General features: G+C 60.8%; 19 protein-coding genes. 6 read left to right on the top strand and 13 right to left on the bottom strand.

Features of this window, described 5'->3' with window-relative positions:
- Positions 1-81: 81 nt before the first annotated feature.
- Positions 82-1,137 carry a polysaccharide deacetylase family protein gene (locus ACM42_RS16480; protein ID WP_271528918.1) on the top strand — a complete coding sequence of 352 codons (1,056 nt, stop codon included), beginning with the start codon at positions 82-84 and terminating at the stop codon, positions 1,135-1,137.
- A gap of 140 nt (positions 1,138-1,277) precedes the next feature.
- Here the strand turns inward: ACM42_RS16480 and ACM42_RS16475 are convergent, their stop codons facing one another.
- Complete coding sequence (locus tag ACM42_RS16475) at positions 1,278-1,673, bottom strand: hypothetical protein (protein ID WP_271528917.1); 396 nt, start codon at positions 1,671-1,673, stop codon at positions 1,278-1,280.
- Positions 1,674-1,936: 263 nt separating this feature from the next.
- Complete coding sequence (locus ACM42_RS16470) at positions 1,937-2,176, bottom strand: helix-turn-helix domain-containing protein (RefSeq protein WP_271528916.1); 240 nt, start codon at positions 2,174-2,176, stop codon at positions 1,937-1,939.
- Positions 2,177-2,281: 105 nt separating this feature from the next.
- Between ACM42_RS16470 and ACM42_RS16465 the strand changes: the two genes are divergently transcribed.
- Genes ACM42_RS16465 through ACM42_RS16455 form a run of 3 tightly spaced genes read left to right on the top strand, consistent with a single transcriptional unit; the run spans position 2,282 to position 3,254 of the window.
- Positions 2,282-2,632, top strand: coding sequence for a hypothetical protein (locus tag ACM42_RS16465; protein WP_271528915.1), 351 nt, complete (start codon positions 2,282-2,284; stop codon positions 2,630-2,632).
- Positions 2,629-2,970 (top strand): hypothetical protein, encoded by a 342-nt coding sequence (locus ACM42_RS16460; RefSeq protein ID WP_271528914.1) that lies wholly within the window; start codon positions 2,629-2,631, stop codon positions 2,968-2,970. The genes ACM42_RS16465 and ACM42_RS16460 overlap by 4 nt, the downstream gene beginning before the upstream one ends.
- Before the next feature lie 8 nt (positions 2,971-2,978).
- Positions 2,979-3,254, top strand: a complete 276-nt coding sequence (locus tag ACM42_RS16455; RefSeq protein ID WP_271528912.1) for a hypothetical protein — start codon at positions 2,979-2,981, stop codon at positions 3,252-3,254.
- Between the two features lie 28 nt (positions 3,255-3,282).
- On the opposite strand, the gene ACM42_RS16450 is transcribed toward ACM42_RS16455, so the two are convergent.
- Genes ACM42_RS16450 through ACM42_RS16430 form a run of 5 tightly spaced genes read right to left on the bottom strand, consistent with a single transcriptional unit; the run spans position 3,283 to position 10,498 of the window.
- A complete protein-coding gene (locus tag ACM42_RS16450; protein WP_271528910.1) occupies positions 3,283-4,539 on the bottom strand; it encodes a DUF3644 domain-containing protein in 1,257 nt (418 codons plus the stop codon).
- A gap of 60 nt (positions 4,540-4,599) precedes the next feature.
- Positions 4,600-5,532, bottom strand: coding sequence for a restriction endonuclease (locus ACM42_RS16445; RefSeq protein ID WP_271528908.1), 933 nt, complete (start codon positions 5,530-5,532; stop codon positions 4,600-4,602).
- A complete protein-coding gene (locus ACM42_RS16440) occupies positions 5,529-6,725 on the bottom strand; it encodes a restriction endonuclease subunit S (protein WP_271528906.1) in 1,197 nt (398 codons plus the stop codon). The genes ACM42_RS16445 and ACM42_RS16440 overlap by 4 nt, the downstream gene beginning before the upstream one ends.
- Entirely contained in the window at positions 6,722-8,347 is a 1,626-nt protein-coding gene (locus tag ACM42_RS16435) for an HsdM family class I SAM-dependent methyltransferase (protein ID WP_271528904.1), read from the bottom strand. The genes ACM42_RS16440 and ACM42_RS16435 overlap by 4 nt, the downstream gene beginning before the upstream one ends.
- Before the next feature lie 9 nt (positions 8,348-8,356).
- Positions 8,357-10,498: a DEAD/DEAH box helicase family protein gene (locus ACM42_RS16430; protein ID WP_271528902.1), complete on the bottom strand. Its 2,142-nt coding sequence runs from the start codon at positions 10,496-10,498 to the stop codon at positions 8,357-8,359.
- 439 nt (positions 10,499-10,937) lie between these two features.
- Between ACM42_RS16430 and ACM42_RS38500 the strand changes: the two genes are divergently transcribed.
- Positions 10,938-11,381: a helix-turn-helix domain-containing protein gene (locus ACM42_RS38500; RefSeq protein WP_333921688.1), complete on the top strand. Its 444-nt coding sequence runs from the start codon at positions 10,938-10,940 to the stop codon at positions 11,379-11,381.
- A gap of 64 nt (positions 11,382-11,445) precedes the next feature.
- Complete coding sequence (locus tag ACM42_RS16420; protein ID WP_271528900.1) at positions 11,446-11,679, top strand: hypothetical protein; 234 nt, start codon at positions 11,446-11,448, stop codon at positions 11,677-11,679.
- 60 nt (positions 11,680-11,739) lie between these two features.
- On the opposite strand, the gene ACM42_RS16415 is transcribed toward ACM42_RS16420, so the two are convergent.
- From ACM42_RS16415 to ACM42_RS16390, 6 genes are all read right to left on the bottom strand, one after another.
- The gene (locus ACM42_RS16415) at positions 11,740-12,687 is read right to left on the bottom strand and encodes a S1 family peptidase (protein WP_271528898.1); all 948 of its coding nucleotides are present in this window, start codon (positions 12,685-12,687) and stop codon (positions 11,740-11,742) included.
- A gap of 628 nt (positions 12,688-13,315) precedes the next feature.
- Positions 13,316-14,656 carry an AAA family ATPase gene (locus ACM42_RS16410; RefSeq protein ID WP_271528896.1) on the bottom strand — a complete coding sequence of 447 codons (1,341 nt, stop codon included), beginning with the start codon at positions 14,654-14,656 and terminating at the stop codon, positions 13,316-13,318.
- A gap of 134 nt (positions 14,657-14,790) precedes the next feature.
- On the bottom strand, positions 14,791-15,102 hold the full coding sequence (locus ACM42_RS16405; RefSeq protein WP_271528894.1) for a hypothetical protein: 312 nt from the start codon (positions 15,100-15,102) through the stop codon (positions 14,791-14,793).
- Complete coding sequence (locus tag ACM42_RS16400) at positions 15,099-15,320, bottom strand: hypothetical protein (protein ID WP_271528892.1); 222 nt, start codon at positions 15,318-15,320, stop codon at positions 15,099-15,101. The genes ACM42_RS16405 and ACM42_RS16400 overlap by 4 nt, the downstream gene beginning before the upstream one ends.
- 92 nt (positions 15,321-15,412) lie before the next feature.
- Entirely contained in the window at positions 15,413-15,664 is a 252-nt protein-coding gene (locus ACM42_RS16395) for a hypothetical protein (protein ID WP_271528890.1), read from the bottom strand.
- Positions 15,665-15,790: 126 nt separating this feature from the next.
- The gene (locus tag ACM42_RS16390) at positions 15,791-16,600 is read right to left on the bottom strand and encodes a hypothetical protein (protein ID WP_271528888.1); all 810 of its coding nucleotides are present in this window, start codon (positions 16,598-16,600) and stop codon (positions 15,791-15,793) included.
- Positions 16,601-16,838 lie beyond the last annotated feature (238 nt).

The raw sequence follows: 16,838 nt of genomic DNA, 5'->3' as shown, positions 1-16,838 counted from the left end.
CGCGTTAACTCTTACTTCGCATTAATAGCTGGTCGCGCGGAAGATTCCGCTGGTTTGGTTGCGTAATTGGAAAGAGTAGCGATGCGTAATGCGTTGGGCCTGATGCTGGCCAGTGTAGTTGCGGCGGTCGTGATCGCCGCCGGCGGTTGGTTCTATTATTCCGCGCGCGCCGACCAGGGCGCTCCCAAGACAGTTGCCGCTCGTGCCGCCGATCAACTGCCGGCACAGGCGAAGCTCGCCGCCAGGGATGACGTCGAGACCACCGCGGCCATCGCGGCCAAGCCCACGGCAGCCGCTCCGGCACCTGCGCCCGCCCCGGTCATGCCGATGCAGCCGAAGCAGGCCTGCGCCAATCCGAACGCGTTGGGTGTGTCCCGCGTCGTCGAGATCGATACCACGGGCGGTCCCGGCTTCGGCTTCGAGCACTTCAAGCAGTTCGACTTCCTCACCGACAAGGAGGTCGTGCTGACCTTCGACGACGGTCCGTGGCCGATCAACACGCCCGCGGTGCTGAAGGCGCTCGCCGACGAATGCACCAAGGGCCTGTTCTTCTCGGTCGGCAAGCACGCGACTTATCATCCGGAAATCCTGAAACAGGTGCTGGCCCAGGGCCACACGGTCGGCACGCACACCTGGTCGCACGTCAACCTCAACAGCAAGAAGATGACCGAGCAGCAGGTCAAGGACGAGGTCGAGAAGGGCTTCAGCGCGGTGAGATTCGCGCTCGGCACCAACCCGGCGCCGTTTTTCCGCTTTCCGCAGCTCCAGCACAATCCCGCGATGGTGACCTATTTCGGCACCCGCAACGTCGCGATGTTCTCGACCGACATCGATTCCTTCGACTTCAGGAAAGGTGCCACGCCGGAGAAGATCGTCGAGACGGTGATGACCAGGCTCGACAAGCTCGGCAAGGGCATCATCCTGATGCACGATTTCCAGAAGCACACCGGCGAAGCCATGCCGGCGCTGCTCGCGCGGCTCAAGGCCGGCGGCTACAAGGTCGTGCAGATGAAGGCCAAGGCGACGCTCCAGACGCTGCCGGAATATGACGAGGCGCTGATGAAGGACATGAAGGTGCCGACCGCCGGCACGAATGCACGCCCGATCTCGAGCGTGGTGCAGACGGTTACGCAGTAAGGCGCGATTGGTCCAATCCAAAACTCTTGCGTCATGGCCGGGCTTGTCCCGGCCATCCACGTTTTTGGATCAGCGGCGAAAGCGTGGATGCCCGGGTCAAGCCCGGGCATGACGGCGAGATTGAGGTACAGGTCTGCGGCTTACCAGTAGATGCCGTGGCGATGCAGCTCGCTGATGATGAGGCGCTCGGTCCAGCTGCGCTTGTGCTTCGGCTTGTCGGCTCTTGCCGTGGTGCTGGCGGCTGGCTTTGTCGTCGTGACCGGCGCGGAGGTCGTCGCGGGTGTGGTCACCGCCGGAGCGGTCACTGGAGCCGGCGCCGCGAGCGATACCGCCGGCGGACGATCGTAATATTTCTGAGCCTCGGTGGCTGGTGCGGCTTCGCTCAGCTGCGTCGTGACAGTGGTCGCCGACGTCGTCGTGGTTTGCGGAGCGGAGCTCTGCTCACCTGCCGCGGCCAAGGACAAACTGCGAGACCCGCCTGCCTGGGCAGACCCAGAAGCCAGGAGCATGGCGGCAATCAGAATGATCTTGCGCATGTGAAGTCTCCCCGTGTTTGCGTGCCGGGGACGTTAGGGAAGTCATGTCTGAGATTATGTGATCGCGATCACCCCAGCTGAACGAACCTTCATGAAGGCTGACGCGCTGGTCAAACGCCCGTTTGCGGGTGATCGGATGAAATCTTGAGCGCTGGTGCGCAAGAGGGCACCTCACTTTACTAATATCAATTTGATATTACTTGCGTATTTCCGCGCGATTCTTCGAAAGGCCAACAGAAAGGCCAACAAACTTTACGGCCGATCTATTTGCGCTTGCCTCGTTCGGGCTTTGTCGCCGGCAGCTTCAGCAGCTCGGCAGGCTCGACGTGGAGTACGGCTGCGAGCTTACCCACGATCTTGAGGCTTGCATAGAACGCGCCCTTCTCAAGTTGGCTTAGATAGCTCCGGCTCACTTCCGCTTCATATGCGAGGTCGTCCTGCGAAAGCCCCTTGGCGTGCCGCAGCCGGCGAAGATTGGTTGCAAACACCTCTCGCAGGTCCATGCGAGAAGCGAAGCCATCTGTTCAAAATCTGCACCTCGATATATTGAACAAAGCGATCGAAGGGCACTAAGCTGTTGCTGTCCGGAATGATGGCGGGGCCATAGAATGTTTGCGACCTTTCGCGCGGCCCGCGCCGCGCTCGGCGTGACCTGCCTTCTCGGTTTTGCTCCGGTGCCCGCCGCCGCGGAAGATTTGATCGAGTGGTTAACTCGACAACAGATCGAGAGTTACCGAGCTGCACACGAAGAGGAGATGTTGCAGCAGGATATCAGTATCCGCCGCCTGCGCGCGGAACGTAGAGCCCTGATCGAGGCGGAGCGGCGCCGCGCGCGGCCCAGGCCGGACTTCGGACAGAACGATGAGGTGATTGGACCGGCTCCCCTGAGAGGCCGCGTCACCCTCTGCGACACCGTTCGCGTGGGCGACATCTCCAACACGATCTGCCACGAGCCATGACCAGCGGGGTCTTTCAGCAGTTCATCGCCGGGGCGATCATTGCGGCAGCGTGCACCATATGGCTGTACAGCGGCTACCTGATCCAGCGCTTCATCTTCCGGAATCGGAAGCCTGACAGCACAACGATCGTCGCAACGGCGATGGGCGCGACCATGGTCGCCTTCTGCGTCATCGTCGTACTGGTAAAGGTTGGCGGGGACTTCGACATTGGCGGCATCGTCAATTCACGTTTTCCGAGCAAGCCCACGAAGGCGGAACTCGAAAAGGCGGCCGCGGTCGCGGCCTTTTGCGCGGAGCAGCGCGCGAAAGGTGGGCTGAAAGGCACTTCCTGCAAATAGAGAATTGAGTGGTGAGACTTCCTATCGCCGTTTGCGCCTTTCACCTGATGACTTTAGCGTCGAATGCCGGCCGGTTCGATCACTATGACCTCGAAGGGCCTGATCCGCAGGAAGTCCATGAGGATGAGGAGTGCGTGGTGATCTCTCGCGCACTTATCGATCTCCAATCCATTACTGCGGGGTCTCTCAAGAGAGAGCAGGCCATCGACAAGGCAATTGGGCTGCTCGACGAAGCCGACAACGATTGCATTGACCAGCGACGGCAGGAGAAGAGCAGGCGATGAATCAATAGGCACCGCGGTCCTGAGCGGCTCAGACGATCTGCGCCGTCTGCTCCAGATGAGCCCCGGCATTACCAGCCGAAGCGGTTCGGTATTTTTCGGGGCTCCGTTCGCACTCCTCCCGTACTCGATTCAGCCAAGTTTCGTACCAGCACCAAGTTTTGCCGATCGCGATGGTGCCATATCCCTTTGCCGACTTCTTCGCGTCGAGCGTCTTCCAGAGCTTCGTGTGACTGTCCATGGTGAACCGATCCCAGCCCTCGGCTTTCATCTGCGTCACGATCTCACTCGGTAGATATTTCTTCTTCTCGACCTCTTTGAGGGCGATGTTGAATTTTTCGGCCACCTCGGATCCTGGTGGCACGATCTCCACGGCCAGATCAGCGTTAGGCGCGCGGTTGGCTGTCCTGCCCACCATGAAGACGCGGAAGGCATAGCGTGGATCGGCCTGCTGCTCGGCGGTCAAACGCCCCTCGAACTCATTCATCATCGCGCCGACATTGCGCGGTAGCCCGCCGGCTTTCTTCAGGATCGCGCGCTGATCGGGACTGAAAGTCACGAACTGTAGGGCGATCGGCAGGCGGCGTTCAAGGGCATATTGTGCACCGAACATTTGCTTGATGGCCTCATTGAAGTTAATGCAGCAGGCTTGGAGCTTAGCGCTGACGGCATCGTCGATGCGATTGGTCGATCGGTGCTCGATCTCATGTCGTAGTTCGAGAAGGAAGGCCAGATTGTCCTTCGCCCCTTGTTCGAGCGGACAACGTGCATGTTTAAGGCATTGGCCCAACTCCCAGAACTTATCCGCGCCGCTCGGCGTCTTGACCACGAATTTCTGCCCATTTTGGTTCTTCGTGTGACGATAGTCGATGCCCTCGCGCTTGAACCAGGCGTGCAACAAGTAGGTCCAGGCAATTACGGCGGTGACGATGAACAGCTCCGCGCGAAAGGTTAGTCCGGCGCTGTTGAACGTGTGGACCGCCGCGATCATCGCCTCGCGCGCCTTTATCAACAGTTCGTCGCCCTGAAGGGACAGGCCGGTCTCGGCGTCGATCGCCGGCCATGACGCGAGAAATTCGTCTAGGTCCTCGGGCACAGCGGATTTGGTTGTGGCGTGTTTCGCGCCCGTGCGGATTTCGCTAATGGCACGGTGATTGATGGAGCGTGTGGGGCGCGTAAAATACGCGAGAATGTCCTGATCGTTCGGCCAGCGACCATCGGCGACCATCGCCTTGATAAGGGCGATCTCCCATCGCTCGAGCTTATTCCCCCGCTTGCGCACCGGCATGGTCGCGCTCCCCTCCTAAGCTTCTAAATTGCCCCTTGTGACGATTGGTCACCGTATTCTCTATTCAAAGAAGTCCTCATCAATTTTCTTGACGTGAAGGGTTTCCTCGATGCGGCAGCCGATATTGTGCCGGATCATGAGGCGCGTCAGATATTCGCCATCGATCAGCACAATGCGTTTGCTCAAATAATCGGCAGTTTCTTGGGCGCTCGCCGTAAAAGTTGAGGTGGTGACGAACAGCCCCTTGGCAGCCTTGTGTCGGTCGAGACTTCCGAAAAAATCGCGGATCGCGCCAGGACCCACAGTATTGCCGGTGGCGTATCGCTTTGCCTGGATATAAACGCGGTCGAGACCGAGCGCATCTTGGTCAATCACGCCATCCACACCATCGTCACCACTGCGTCCAAGGGCACGGCCTGCCTCAGCCGCTGATCCGCCATAACCCATTGCGAGCAGCAGATTGATGATCAGCCGCTCGAAGAAATCAGGTGGTGCAGCGCGTACGCGATCTAATAAGTCCAGCGCCAGCGTGGCATCGATCCGCCGGTGCGCGGCCCTCATAATCTCATCCGGCGTCTGATCCGCGGCGGTGTCCGTCCCGAGAGGAGACTCCTCCTCGAGCGAGGATTCCGTACGATCGATGAACTGTCGGAACTCTTCAAACCTCCTCAGAAATCGATTGTCGATCCGTTCCGGCCGCGCGGTCAGTACATCTCGCCCCCGGGCCGTAATCCGGAAATGCCCACGCCGCGTGCTTTCCACCAGCCCGGCTTTTGCGAGATAGGTTTTAGCCCAATGTACACGATTGGCGAAAAGAGGCTGGCGACCGGACGGCAACAGGATTGCGCGCGCCTCATCGTTCAATGCCAGATCATTTGCCAAGCGATGCACTACATCGGCAATCCGGACCTCGCCCGCCAAGGCTAGACGCAGCACCGGCAGCATGAGGCTCTGGTAGTCTGGAATCGTGGCGGTAAGATCAGTCCTGCTCATCCGAACACCTCCGCCGAGAGCGCGGCGGCGATGGCTGCAGCCTTTGCCGCGGCGGCGTCGAGGGCGCGGGCGGTCGCTTCAAGGCTTTTGGCCTGCTCGGCGAACGTGCGTTGGAGCGGGAGAGATGGCACAGGAACTTCGATGCTGGCGAGCTTCCTCTGAGAAATATTCTTCATGCTGTCGCTCGTGCCCGAGGCGACCTGAGCAAAAATCCGTCTGACTTCGTTAGAACGCAGCAGCGAATACGCGAACCGGGGTTCGATCGTTTCCTGCCGCCACTCGATACGCCAAATCTTGTCCGGCAGCAGCAATCCAGTGGTGTTGTCGTTTTCGACAATCGCGACCGCTCCCACCAAAGCCCTCGTGTTCGCGCGGGAAAACAGGAAATCGCCCTTGCGGATGTGATGTTCCGGAGGGGGCTGATATCCATCTGGTGCAGGCTTGGCTTCCTCCGGCTGGAAATACCCCGAGGTCACGGCACTGACTTTCAATATTCGATAAGCGCTCGATCCATTACCCGCTTCAATATTCTTTCCGCCAACGATTTTGCCTATTAGCTCGCCTAAAGGCCGCCGGGGCCACCCCTTTGGGTTGGTCGCTGGGTCGCCGAAAGTGTCGAGGAAAAGGGCTGGGACGATGGCGCGCATCTTCGCGCGGGCGACATCGGCGCGGCGCCTGATCTCTGCTGCCCGATCCAGCAGCTTTACGATCCGCCGCTGTTCCTCTAGCGGGGGGAGGGGAATGCCAACGTCGAGATAGCGTTTCAGCTCAAGGTTTCGGATGCCGGTGGTTTGCTTTTGAAACGCCTCCGTGACGCCATTCTCATAAGCGCGGAACAGGAACCAGAACAAATATCTGGGCTCGCAAACCTCGGGCCTTGTCCGCAGGCGCGCGATGAAATTGCCAAACACGTGGGCTCGCTCTTCTCCCCGGAAGTAGGCGACCCGACCTACCGGTTGCTTTGGGCCACCGCCGGACTTTTCTATGAGAATATCGCCTGGGCGTAGTGCCTTCCGCACACGTTCTTTCTCGGGCACCGCCTTAATAGCCAAGTTTGAATAGTCGATCTCTCCGCCCTCACCGAAATTTGTGGAGCGAAGGATGCTTACGCCTCCAACAGGATCGTCTCCCGCCCAGACGCCGGAGTCGCTCAATTCCAGGAGTCTTCCCACGGGCTGCATATGCATGCTCATGCGGCAGACTCCCGCAGCTCCGCCGCCAACGTCTGAATGTCGCCGAGGATTGTCTCCACATCCTCCTGTAATTCCTCCAGCAGTTCGCGCGGGTCGCGATGCTCGGCGGCCTCGCGGCTCTCGGGCCGGTAGCGGGAGGCCGAGAGGTTCCAGTCCTCCCGCTCGATGGTGCCGGCATCGGCAAACCACCAGTTTTCCGTCCACGGCTGGGCCATATCACGCGCCTGCCAATCCGCCCACATCTCTTCCCGGCTGTTGAAAGCGGCGATTAGGGCGGGTAGGTCGTCCGCCTCGATTGGCTGGTCGTGATTGGCATCGAGCTTGAAGCCATCATTGCTGGCGTGGAGGAACATCACCCGATCCGTGCGCCCGCCCTGACGGTAGACCAGCACAGAGGTCTTCACTCCTGAATAGGGCTGGAATACACCGCCGGGCAACGACAGCACCGCTTCCACCTGGTTGTTCTGCATCAGGACACGGCGCAGTTCCCGGTGGGCGCCAGTGGATCCGAACAGCACGCCCTCCGGTACGACCACGCCGCAGCGCCCGCCGGGCTTCAGATTGTCGATCATATATTTGACGAACAGGAGCTCGGTCGCGGTGCTCGTCCCGATCTTCACGTCGTCGACGATGCGGTCGCGGTCGATCCGGCCCGAGAAGGGCGGGTTGGCTAGAATTACGTCATAGCCGTCGAGCGGCAGTCCCTTCTCGGCTTTGGCCTGACGGTCGAAGCTAGTGGTCAGTACATTGCGCTTGAGGATGCGCACGTCCGGCAGGCCGCGGAGCGCCAGGTTCATGCTGGCGAGGCTGACCATCTTGGGATCGACGTCGTTGCCGTAGAAGGTCTCGGTCTGCAGCTTGCGCCATTGCGCCGCGCTCAGCTTGTCGCCGAGACCGCGCTCGAACGTCTTGCCCTCCAGCTCAGCCACCTCGCGCCCATTGGCGGAGGAGTTGGCGAGGCGGATGTGCTCATAGGCCGCGACCAGGAAACCGGCGGTACCAGCGGCGGGGTCATAGACGGTCTCGCCGATCTTCGGATCGACCAAATCGACGATAGCGCGGATGATATGGCGCGGCGTACGGAACTGGCCGAGCTCACCCGCCTGCTTGATTTGGCGCAGCACATGCTCGAACAAATCGCCCTTGGTGTCGGGATCGGCCTGCTCGAGGCGCAACTCGTTCACGAGCGTCACCACCTGGGTGAGGACAGTCGGCTCGTCAATGGCAAGGCGCGCCTGCGCCATAAAGCTCATGCCGAATTTGTCACCAACCTCCGCGAAGAAGGGAAACACTTCGTCGCGCACGAAGGTAACAAGTTGCTCGCCCGACATAGCATTGGCCCACGAGGACCAGCGCATCCGGTCGCGCCGGATGGTCTCGACGCCCTTGGCCGGGGCGTTCAGGGGATTCCGCAGCGTCCAGTCGCCGGCGAACAGTGAGGTGTAGACGCGCTTGGTCGCCTTGGCCTGACGAACGTTGGCGGCGTCGATCCCCTCGATCATGTAGAAAAAGAACAGGAAGCTCAGTTGCTCCGCGTTTGACAGCGGATCGGGATAGCCGCCGCCATAGAGGTAGTCGCGGATCTGATCGACCTTGCGGCGCATGTCGGGAGTGAAGGGCATCGGCGGTCTCTAATTGATCGGTTTGTTGGGGCGCGTCGTGGGCCCTTCCGGGGCGGCGCCGGGGGAATCAACACTGAACACGGCCTGGTTCAGGCTGGCGAGGACGCGCTCCAGTTCGGCTTCGCCGCCGAACACGGCACGAGCGCGCTCGAAGCCGCCGTTCATGGAGAGAGGCGGGGCGTCGAAGCGCCAGCTCTCGAACTGAGTCACGTCGGCGGCGTTGGCTTTGATCTGTTCCTTGAGGAGATGCAGCAGGCGAAGCTGCTCGGTGTTGAAGTCCCGTCCATCGAGCCAGGTCTCGAACGCCACACCCAGCGCCTCGGCCTGAGCCTCATCCACGTCCATGAAGGCGTGGCCGGTCTCGTCAACCGTCACCCATTCACGAGTGGAGGGGTCGATTTCGTCATGTACATCGAGGGTGAGCAGCCGGCGGGGCGCGGGCGGTGGCGGCTTTGCCGCGCGCACAACCACCACGCCGCCTTCATGGGGCGTTTCGTCATCATTGTGGCGCAAAGTGACGCCCGTGAAGTCCCACATGGTGAAACGATCCTTGCCCTGCGCCTGGCGCGTGCCGCGCCCGCGCATTTGTTGATAGAGGATCGACGAATGGGTGAAGCGCGCCATGATCAGATTGCGTACCTCCGGGCAGTCGAAGCCGGTGTCCAGCATGTTCACGCTGACCAGGATTTGCGGGAAATGCTCCTTCTTGAAGCGCTTGATCTTGGCCGCGCCGTCGACGGTATCGTCCGGCCCGAGGCCCGAGACGACGAAATCGGCATAACGGGTGGTGGGCGTGGGCTTCTTGTCGGCGAAGACGTCGTCGAACAGGCGGGCTAGCGTTTCGGCATGGCGCTTGGTGACGGCAAAAACGATGGTCTTGCCCCAGTCCGGCGCGCGGCGGACACCATTCGGGCCAACATATCCGTGCTCCAGCACTTCGCGGAACTCGCGCACCATGGCGCGGTTGCGTTCAGGGATAGTGAATTTGCGTTCGAGCGCGGTAGGATCGACAACCAGCGGATCATGGTCCGCAAACAGCCTTTCCATTTCGGCGCGCGTCGCCTCGTCCATTGCGTCCCAGTCAATTTCGCTACGCGAGACGGAGAAGCCCTCAGTCGCCGCCGTGCGCGCCGTCATGGCGCGGTAAATCTCATAAGGGACCAGGTGCCCGTCCGCGATCGCCTCTCCCATGGTGTAGCTGTAGGTCGGCCTATCGACCTCAAAAAAACGCATGGTGTCGCGGATGACGGCGCGGTCCTCCTCATCCGCGTCCGGCGTATCCCGCATGACGCAGGGCGTGGCGGTGAGACCAATCTTGATGCCGTCGAAATGATCGAGGGCGCGGCGCCACTTGCCGTAGATGCTGCGGTGGCACTCATCGATAACGATCAGGTCGAAATAGCCGGACGAGTAGTTCTCATACTCGTTCACCAGGGTTTGCAGGGTGACGATGGTGACGCGCTTCTCGTCCTGGAAGCGACGGCCGACGCGCGGCACGCGATAGCAGGGCAAGTGCGGCAGATGCTCAGCGAAGGCGTCTTCCGTCTGGATCGCGAGCGTATTGCGATCGACCACGAACAGGGCGCGCGTCGTCCAGTTCGCCTCGAACAAGCGTTTGAACAGGGCCGCCGCCGTGCGCGTTTTGCCGGTGCCCGTCGCCATCTCGACCAGCAGCTTGCGGCGCCCGGCGACAATCTGCCGGCACACCACATCGATGCAGGTGTTCTGATAAAGGCGGCCCGCGATGCGCGCATCGATCGGGATATCTAGCGGGCTGCGGCGAATCTCGCTCGCAGCTTTCCGGCGGCTGAGGTCATCCTGACTGAACACCGTCTCGACGCGGCGGAAATGGGCGTCGTGGCTCTTGTCGCGGAACCAGATTTCTTCACCGTTCGAGAGAAACACGAAGGACACGCCCAGTTGATCGGCATAGCGCTGGCCCTGCGCTTCTCCCGCGCTCAGGTTGACGCTGGTGCTCTTGGCTTCCAGCACGGCGAGCGCACGGCCCTGGCGGTCGAACAACACATAATCGGCCTTGCCCCCGTCATCGAGCGGATACTCGAACCGGACGCTACGGCTGTCGGTAAGCGCCCACTCGGCGTCTTTCAGCAGTTGGTCGATTTTGACGCGCGCGAACGCTTCATTGGCCACCTTCGCCGCCCCCGGGTTATGGTGCTTTCGTGCGCAATCTAAGGCAGAATAGCTGTCTGAAGCAACGGAGGTGTAAGAGTTCGGCGGCGCCGGTGGAGCGTAGGCGAGGGCAGTTCGGTCTCACTTGATTAGACGATCCTCATCATCATCCTGCCAAGTCAGGAATGGCGCCACGTTCTGATGATACCACCTCTCTTTGCGACGAGCTCCTGCGCCTGCTCGTCATCCTCCTCCGGTTCCGGTGGATGCAGGATGAACATCGGCAGCGCCACTCCCCGCGCCTCGTCCTCTTGATAGCCCAACGCCTTCAACCGGTTCGTGCGCCAACAGCGCCGCCCCCTGGAGCGCTTCCTCAAGCGCCCCCTCTGCCCGAAGCTTCCGCACTCTGTCGGGCAAGAACTTCGTCCAGTGCTTCCGAGCCATCGCTTTCAGCTCCGAGATGCTCATAAGCGGCTCCAAGCGTTATGCATATAAGTCTCGGCGGGGAGAAATGACCTTTCATCGACCATTTCATGTCGAGCCTTCGCCCCCGGCTGTCGGCGCCTCTGCCCGTGAACGCCAGTTAGCGTCCGCGATCCAGTGTTCAATATATCGAGGTGCACAATTTAGACGCCCAGCCACGTTTCTCGCACGGATCTGCGAGAGGCATTTGCGATCAATCTCCGCCGGCTGCGACATGACAAGGGGGTTGTCGCAGGATGATCTTGCTTACGAAGCAGAAGTCAGCAGAAGCTCCCTGAGCCAACTTGAAAAAGGCGCGTTCTACGCCAGCGTTAAGATCGTCGGGAAGCTCGCGGCTGTCTTGCAAGTAGGGCCCGCGGAGCTATTAAAATTGCCTCGAAAAGAAGGCCCCGCCAAAACGCGCACCGGTGATTGGCTTTAGAAGTCTACGCCGAAAGAGCTGTCTTCTGAGTGGAGAGAGTTTTGCGCATCAGAACCTGGAGGAAATGTCAGCCTCAACCCTTTCCGAAGCCGATTTGAGGAACCTGAACGCAATCCTGCAGGCCCTGAAACCATACCTTAAAAGAAACGATGAAGACCTGCTCGCCTCGCTGTTGCTACGTGGGTTTTTCGACGTTGACCTGGAGCGGCCGCTCCAGCAGCAACCGGACGCCCTGCTCCGAGAGGCAAAGGATGCGATCGATGGAGCACTAAAGGTCTTGGACAGCTTAGACGCCTAAGGTGCCTTCCGAAGGTGGCGCCAATCATGCCCACGTCTTCCATCTAGTCCGAAGCGAGCTTCACATGGGGTTGGAGTTAGCGCTCACGAAATCGTCCGATCCTGGTCCCAAGGAGCCGAATCGGACCTCGTATCCCGGCCCAAGTGTGGAGCGGATCTCCTCCGCTCGGGGTCGATCCTGGGTCAATGCAGCTAAGTGCCATGGAGCGTTCCTCAGGACGCCCCAGCCGCGCACCCAACCCGGATTTACTGGGTCGATGTGCGGAAGGTACCGCTGAAGATGCCGGATCGGCGCGAACCAAAAGGCATAGGATTGCGCATTGTCGCTGCCGGGCTCGTCGCTCGAACTCACCAAGCCAATCACTTCGCCATCCTGGTTGAATACCGGCCCGCCGCTCATACCGCGCGGCCAGAGGCTATCGACGCTGAAGGTTGGCCAGCGCCTATGCTCCCGGCCTTGCGAGAATACACCGGTTACTCGGCCGATGGAGCCGTACATGCGCTCGGTCAGGACGTCCCTGTCAATCGGATGATCATCCAGATGACCAAGCTCCGGAAATCCTATGGCCATGACTTCGTCGCCGACCTCGGGCCATCTGCCTGTCAGCCTGAGTGGAAGGAAATTGCGCACGTCATCCAGGCGCGGACTGTCCGCAAAGCGGAGGGTCATGCAGTCGAGCGTCATGCGGCTGGAATCCTGCCCGAGGAGTGCGTCACGTACTGCGTCCTCCGGTGGCATGCGGAATGCGGTCGCGGACGCGATCGTCACGAACGGATCGTTCCCTAGCGGACCGAGCCCATAAACAAGTCGGGGATTGAGCAGTCCAGCGACGGTCGTATGCGGACGGGCAGGACTGAACCAGGCTTCGAGCACGTGTTGCGCAGTGAGGTACTGGCCAAAGGGATCGACCCTGAACGCGGTGCCCAAACCGAAGACATGGTCCGTCCGATTGTCGATCGCCAAAAGCGAAATGATCGGATGCCGTTCCCCAAATGGATCTTGGATCAAGAACCGTCGAGGGTCGTCTGTGGGTGAAGGGCTTACTGGGAAGGGCATGGCACGACCTAAAAGGACATTCTCTTAAACCAAGTCCACCATTACCCGGTTGAGCGCGCGGAATACGGTGCGTTTCACAGTGGCTTCACAAAATCAACTTTCACAGAACGGTTCACAAATCTTCACCGGTGTGAAGCTGGTGGCTTTTTGTTCGATTTGTGCCCGATTTGCTCTCTCAAAACGCCAAATCAGATGCTCCGAGGCCCTTCACAGGTTCACACCAGGCTTAGCGGGTTCACAAAGTCGGTTCACAACGACCATCGGCGGTAACATGACCAGCGGGCCACCGCCGCCGCCCGGACGACCCAAAGGGTGCTGGATCGTCTCTACTGAGCAGCGATGCTGCAGGTGGAATGAGGCGACGATGGCCGGGTGGGCGCTGGTCTGGGCGGCGGTCCCGACCTTGTCGCCATGACGAACATCCTCGATGGCGCCGTGTAGACCTGACCACCGCACCCGAACCGGTACAGCCAATGTGGCCTGCAGTTTGGCAAGCGAGTTCGGTAGGTGATCATGACACACCCAGCCTCTCCATAGGTGCCATTCTTCGTCCATTGGCGCCCCTGTTTCGGACGGGCGCCTATGGCGCCAATGAAATGCCCGGCAGGCTGAGGATGAACTTCGAACCTGGACCAAACCCTTCTCTCGTGGTTTGCACGCCGAGCGCCTCCCTCGCGTCCCGGAACACCTTGCTCTTGCTCAGTCGTCTGTCGTCCTCCAACAAAGCCGCCGCCCTTGCCTGGCGTTCGACCTCCAGAACCTCCACCGGACCGCTCGACAGGATGTCCCGCAGGAATCGCATCACATCCTCCTTGCCGCTGGGCTCCCCCTTCTTGAAGCTCCGGCTCTCGGAGGCGGTCAGCGCCTCGTCGATCGACTCGTTGACGTGCTCGCCCTCGAACATGACGTTCGACGAAAGGATATCGTCCGACACCAGGCGCTGCTCGAGCCGGAAGGCCAGCCCCTTGCACTTCTTGCCAAGATTGTTCTTGGCCTGGAGCAAGAACCGCCGCTCGTCGTCTTCGGGATCCTCAATCACCGCGAAGGCCGCGCGTGCGGCGGCCACGAATGCGATCGAGCCGGCGAACCGGTTGAGTGCGCTCTGATGACCACCACCACCCTTGTTGAGGTGCGTCACGGCGACCACAGCAATCCGGAGGCGGTTGGCCATGTCGGCTAGCGGCTCCAGGACTTCACGGGTCTCGACGTTACCATTGCCGTCGCTCCCGCCCATATAGGCCGAGATCGGATCCACGATGATGAGACGGACGGAGCCGATCTTCTTGGCCATCTCCTCCAGGAGATCGACATCGGTCTTAAGGCTGAACGTCTTCCTGCCAGTCCCATCAGGTTTCGTTGCCGCCGACACGATGTGAACTCGCTCAAGCACCGCTCCCGCAGCCATCAAGCGCGGGATGATGGTGTCCTGCACCCCATCCTCTGCGGACATGAAGATGACCTCTCCTTGGCGCGTCGAGCCCTCTCCGCACGGCCAGTGGCCCCCGTTCGAAACAGTGGCAGCCATGAACGCCGTCAGTTGGCTCTTGCCGAGCCCAGGCGGGCCGCCCAGCAAGACGAGCTTGCCTTCCGGAACCCGGCCCGGCCAGACCCAGACGAGCTTCTCGGGCTCCAGCTCACTTGCGCGATGGGCGATCAGCCGTCGCTTTGGCGTCTTTGCCTGCAATGCGATTGGGGTGACGTCGATCTTGGCGACTGCGCCCGAAATGACCTGCTGGATCTCCTCGGGAGACTTTCCGAACGCACCATGCGCATTCGCGATCTCTTGCAGGCGGTCGGCGATGATCGCCTTTGGCAGCCATCGATCAGTAACGGCAGCGCTGAGGGTGTTAGCCGCCGCTTCGAAGGCGGCGAGCCGGCTGTCGTGGGGCGCCAAGGCGACGTCACGCTTGCAATCGCGCAAGATGGCCGCCGCTCGCTGACCGTACAGGCGGGCGTCGGAAGCATCCGGCGCTCCATTGTTTGCGGAAGACGCCCGGAGCACTGCGGCGCGCCTTTCGAGCTCCAACGACGTTAGGGGCGTGCGGGCTGAGGAACTCAAAAAGACGCCTCCTTCACCGGATCGCGCCAGCGCACCGCGACTGCGCTCATGCCGGAAACATTTTTCCGGCGCGAGGCTGTCTTGATGATCAGGCCCCCCTGGAGGAGCTCCGTTACGCGGGGTCGCACGCTTAGAATCGATGCCCCGAGCCGTTCAGCCACCTCGTCAGCCGTGAACGACGCCGGATAGTTCGCTTTCAGAAAAGCGTGAATCCGATCTCGCAACGCAGTTGCATGCGGTGCAATCCGGCGGGCAGCCATACTGCTCGTACCGCGGGACTTGAAGCCTGGAGCTTTGGGATAGCTCATGAGCGTACCTCGCTTCCAAGGCCGGCCAGGTCGGCGATCAGGTCAGCGATGCCGGGACGAACTCGATACCGGCGCGCGACGAAACTGCCGGCAGCGGTAGCCGGACTGAGGGTTTCGTGCCGCCAACGGTCCGTCGGGTTGTCCTGCCCGCGCAGCCAGTCAAGCAGATCCAGACGATGGACAGACTTGTGGCGTGGATAATTTTTGGTAGAAGTCATGGGTGCTTACTTTCTTTGGCCCGTGTCCGCTTGCAGGCGGCGCGGGCTTTCTCGTCCGAGAAGCCCGCAACGGGTGCTGAATGGGAAGGGAGCTAAGCGGCCGCCGACGATGCGGCGGGCAACGCGCGCAGCCAGGCTTCGGCATCAGCGCGGATGATGACGGTCTTGGCGCCAATCTTGCGCAGGACCAAGCGACCGGCCTTGGCTTCGGCATAGGCTTTCGTCTTGCCGACACATGCCCACCGGCAAAACTCTTCGACACTCATTGCACCGCCGGTGGGCGTGGACTGGTCGGCCGGCGCAGCCGACAAGTCGATCGAGGTTGAGGCAGGAGGAAGATTCATCCAGCACGTCCTTTCGTTGACCGTGCGCGATTGCGCACGACGTGCTGCGAGCTTCCGTGATTTGCAGGGCTTGGGAGAAGGTAACGGTTTGGTAGAGCCAAAGTCGGGAGCGGTACCAACTCTTGGCTAGACATTCCGCCTGGTCGGATACTGCCTTCCGTAGGCCCGTCGCAGTCTCTCAACGACAGACTCCTCGCTTCCGAGCTTTTGAGCCTTTGACGTCACCGCGCGCGCGGCTGCGGTGACGCTACTGACCTCACCTTTCGTGATCAACAGGCGCATTTCTTCGACCAGGACGGCGTCTTGGGCTTTGAACGATTGTCCGCCGGACTTGTCCGGCATTGCCGAAACACCGCCGTTTGCGATCGGTGAGGATCGTTCGACCTGAACCGTGGCACTTGGCAACGCGCTATCCACAGCGTGAATCGATCTATAGAGCGTGCCATCTAAATCGACCGCCACTCCGTGCTCCCAATCTAAGACCTCCAGCTGAGGCCAGAGGTCCGCAGGCAGCCCTTGAAAGTCGTCGAGAGGTGACGGGATGCGGGCATATAGCCTCACCTGTCCTGCCGCCACAGCGCGATCAAATGCCGGAAGCATGAGGCCACGCCAAACGAGGCGTGTCGCATGACGCACGTCCGCCAACCGCCGGGCGTGTTCCGTTGCTTCTGCGTCGCTGACCCTGACGACGCCCACCTTGCGAAAGAGAGCGTCTGCCTCGGGCTTTGGTTCGATCTTCGGTAGCCCCAGTAGCGTCCAGGGCGCGCCACCCCAGGATGATGATGCTCCTCCACCTCCCGGCGTGAAGTCGAACTGAAACTCACCGTTCTCTCGATGTATTTCAGCTTTGAACGCATTGGCCTCTTCTCGAAGAAGGTCGGCGAGGTACTCAAGGGTGTGCGGCGGTGCTTCAATTCCAAATTGAAACACTGCCATGCGGACCGGGACCCAGCCGTCTAGAGGCTTTGACCACCCGCTCCTGGATTCTGAAATCGACGTTTCGGCAGCGGACGATGTAGCCGTACCAGCGCTCCCGTTCGAAGTTCTTTCCATACTTCACCGCACCACCGCGAAGGGTCACCGCGCGGGCAGGCGCGGCGGTGAAGCGCACCCAACGGATAGCCATCCGGCCCGCGCGACTTTCGTGAATCAATGCAATCGCCGAGATCCTTCT

The sequence above is a fragment of the Bradyrhizobium sp. CCBAU 25338 genome (genome assembly GCF_028128965.1).
GTDB lineage: Bacteria > Pseudomonadota > Alphaproteobacteria > Rhizobiales > Xanthobacteraceae > Bradyrhizobium > Bradyrhizobium liaoningense.
The sequence above is the reverse complement of the archived record's forward strand: the minus strand, read 5'-3'. Positions and strand labels throughout refer to the sequence as shown.

Coding starts and splice junctions, on each gene's coding strand:
- ACM42_RS16450 (WP_271528910.1), bottom strand. CDS start 4,539: ATGCCGGTGCGCAAGCGGGGGAATAAGCTCGAGCGATGGGAGATCGCC.
- ACM42_RS16400 (WP_271528892.1), bottom strand. CDS start 15,320: ATGACTTCTACCAAAAATTATCCACGCCACAAGTCTGTCCATCGTCTG.
- ACM42_RS38500 (WP_333921688.1), top strand. CDS start 10,938: ATGCTCATAAGCGGCTCCAAGCGTTATGCATATAAGTCTCGGCGGGGA.
- ACM42_RS16390 (WP_271528888.1), bottom strand. CDS start 16,600: ATGGCAGTGTTTCAATTTGGAATTGAAGCACCGCCGCACACCCTTGAG.
- ACM42_RS16480 (WP_271528918.1), top strand. CDS start 82: ATGCGTAATGCGTTGGGCCTGATGCTGGCCAGTGTAGTTGCGGCGGTC.
- ACM42_RS16435 (WP_271528904.1), bottom strand. CDS start 8,347: ATGCCCTTCACTCCCGACATGCGCCGCAAGGTCGATCAGATCCGCGAC.
- ACM42_RS16420 (WP_271528900.1), top strand. CDS start 11,446: ATGTCAGCCTCAACCCTTTCCGAAGCCGATTTGAGGAACCTGAACGCA.
- ACM42_RS16440 (WP_271528906.1), bottom strand. CDS start 6,725: ATGAGCATGCATATGCAGCCCGTGGGAAGACTCCTGGAATTGAGCGAC.
- ACM42_RS16470 (WP_271528916.1), bottom strand. CDS start 2,176: ATGGACCTGCGAGAGGTGTTTGCAACCAATCTTCGCCGGCTGCGGCAC.
- ACM42_RS16465 (WP_271528915.1), top strand. CDS start 2,282: ATGTTTGCGACCTTTCGCGCGGCCCGCGCCGCGCTCGGCGTGACCTGC.
- ACM42_RS16460 (WP_271528914.1), top strand. CDS start 2,629: ATGACCAGCGGGGTCTTTCAGCAGTTCATCGCCGGGGCGATCATTGCG.
- ACM42_RS16445 (WP_271528908.1), bottom strand. CDS start 5,532: ATGAGCAGGACTGATCTTACCGCCACGATTCCAGACTACCAGAGCCTC.
- ACM42_RS16405 (WP_271528894.1), bottom strand. CDS start 15,102: ATGAGCTATCCCAAAGCTCCAGGCTTCAAGTCCCGCGGTACGAGCAGT.
- ACM42_RS16395 (WP_271528890.1), bottom strand. CDS start 15,664: ATGAATCTTCCTCCTGCCTCAACCTCGATCGACTTGTCGGCTGCGCCG.
- ACM42_RS16475 (WP_271528917.1), bottom strand. CDS start 1,673: ATGCGCAAGATCATTCTGATTGCCGCCATGCTCCTGGCTTCTGGGTCT.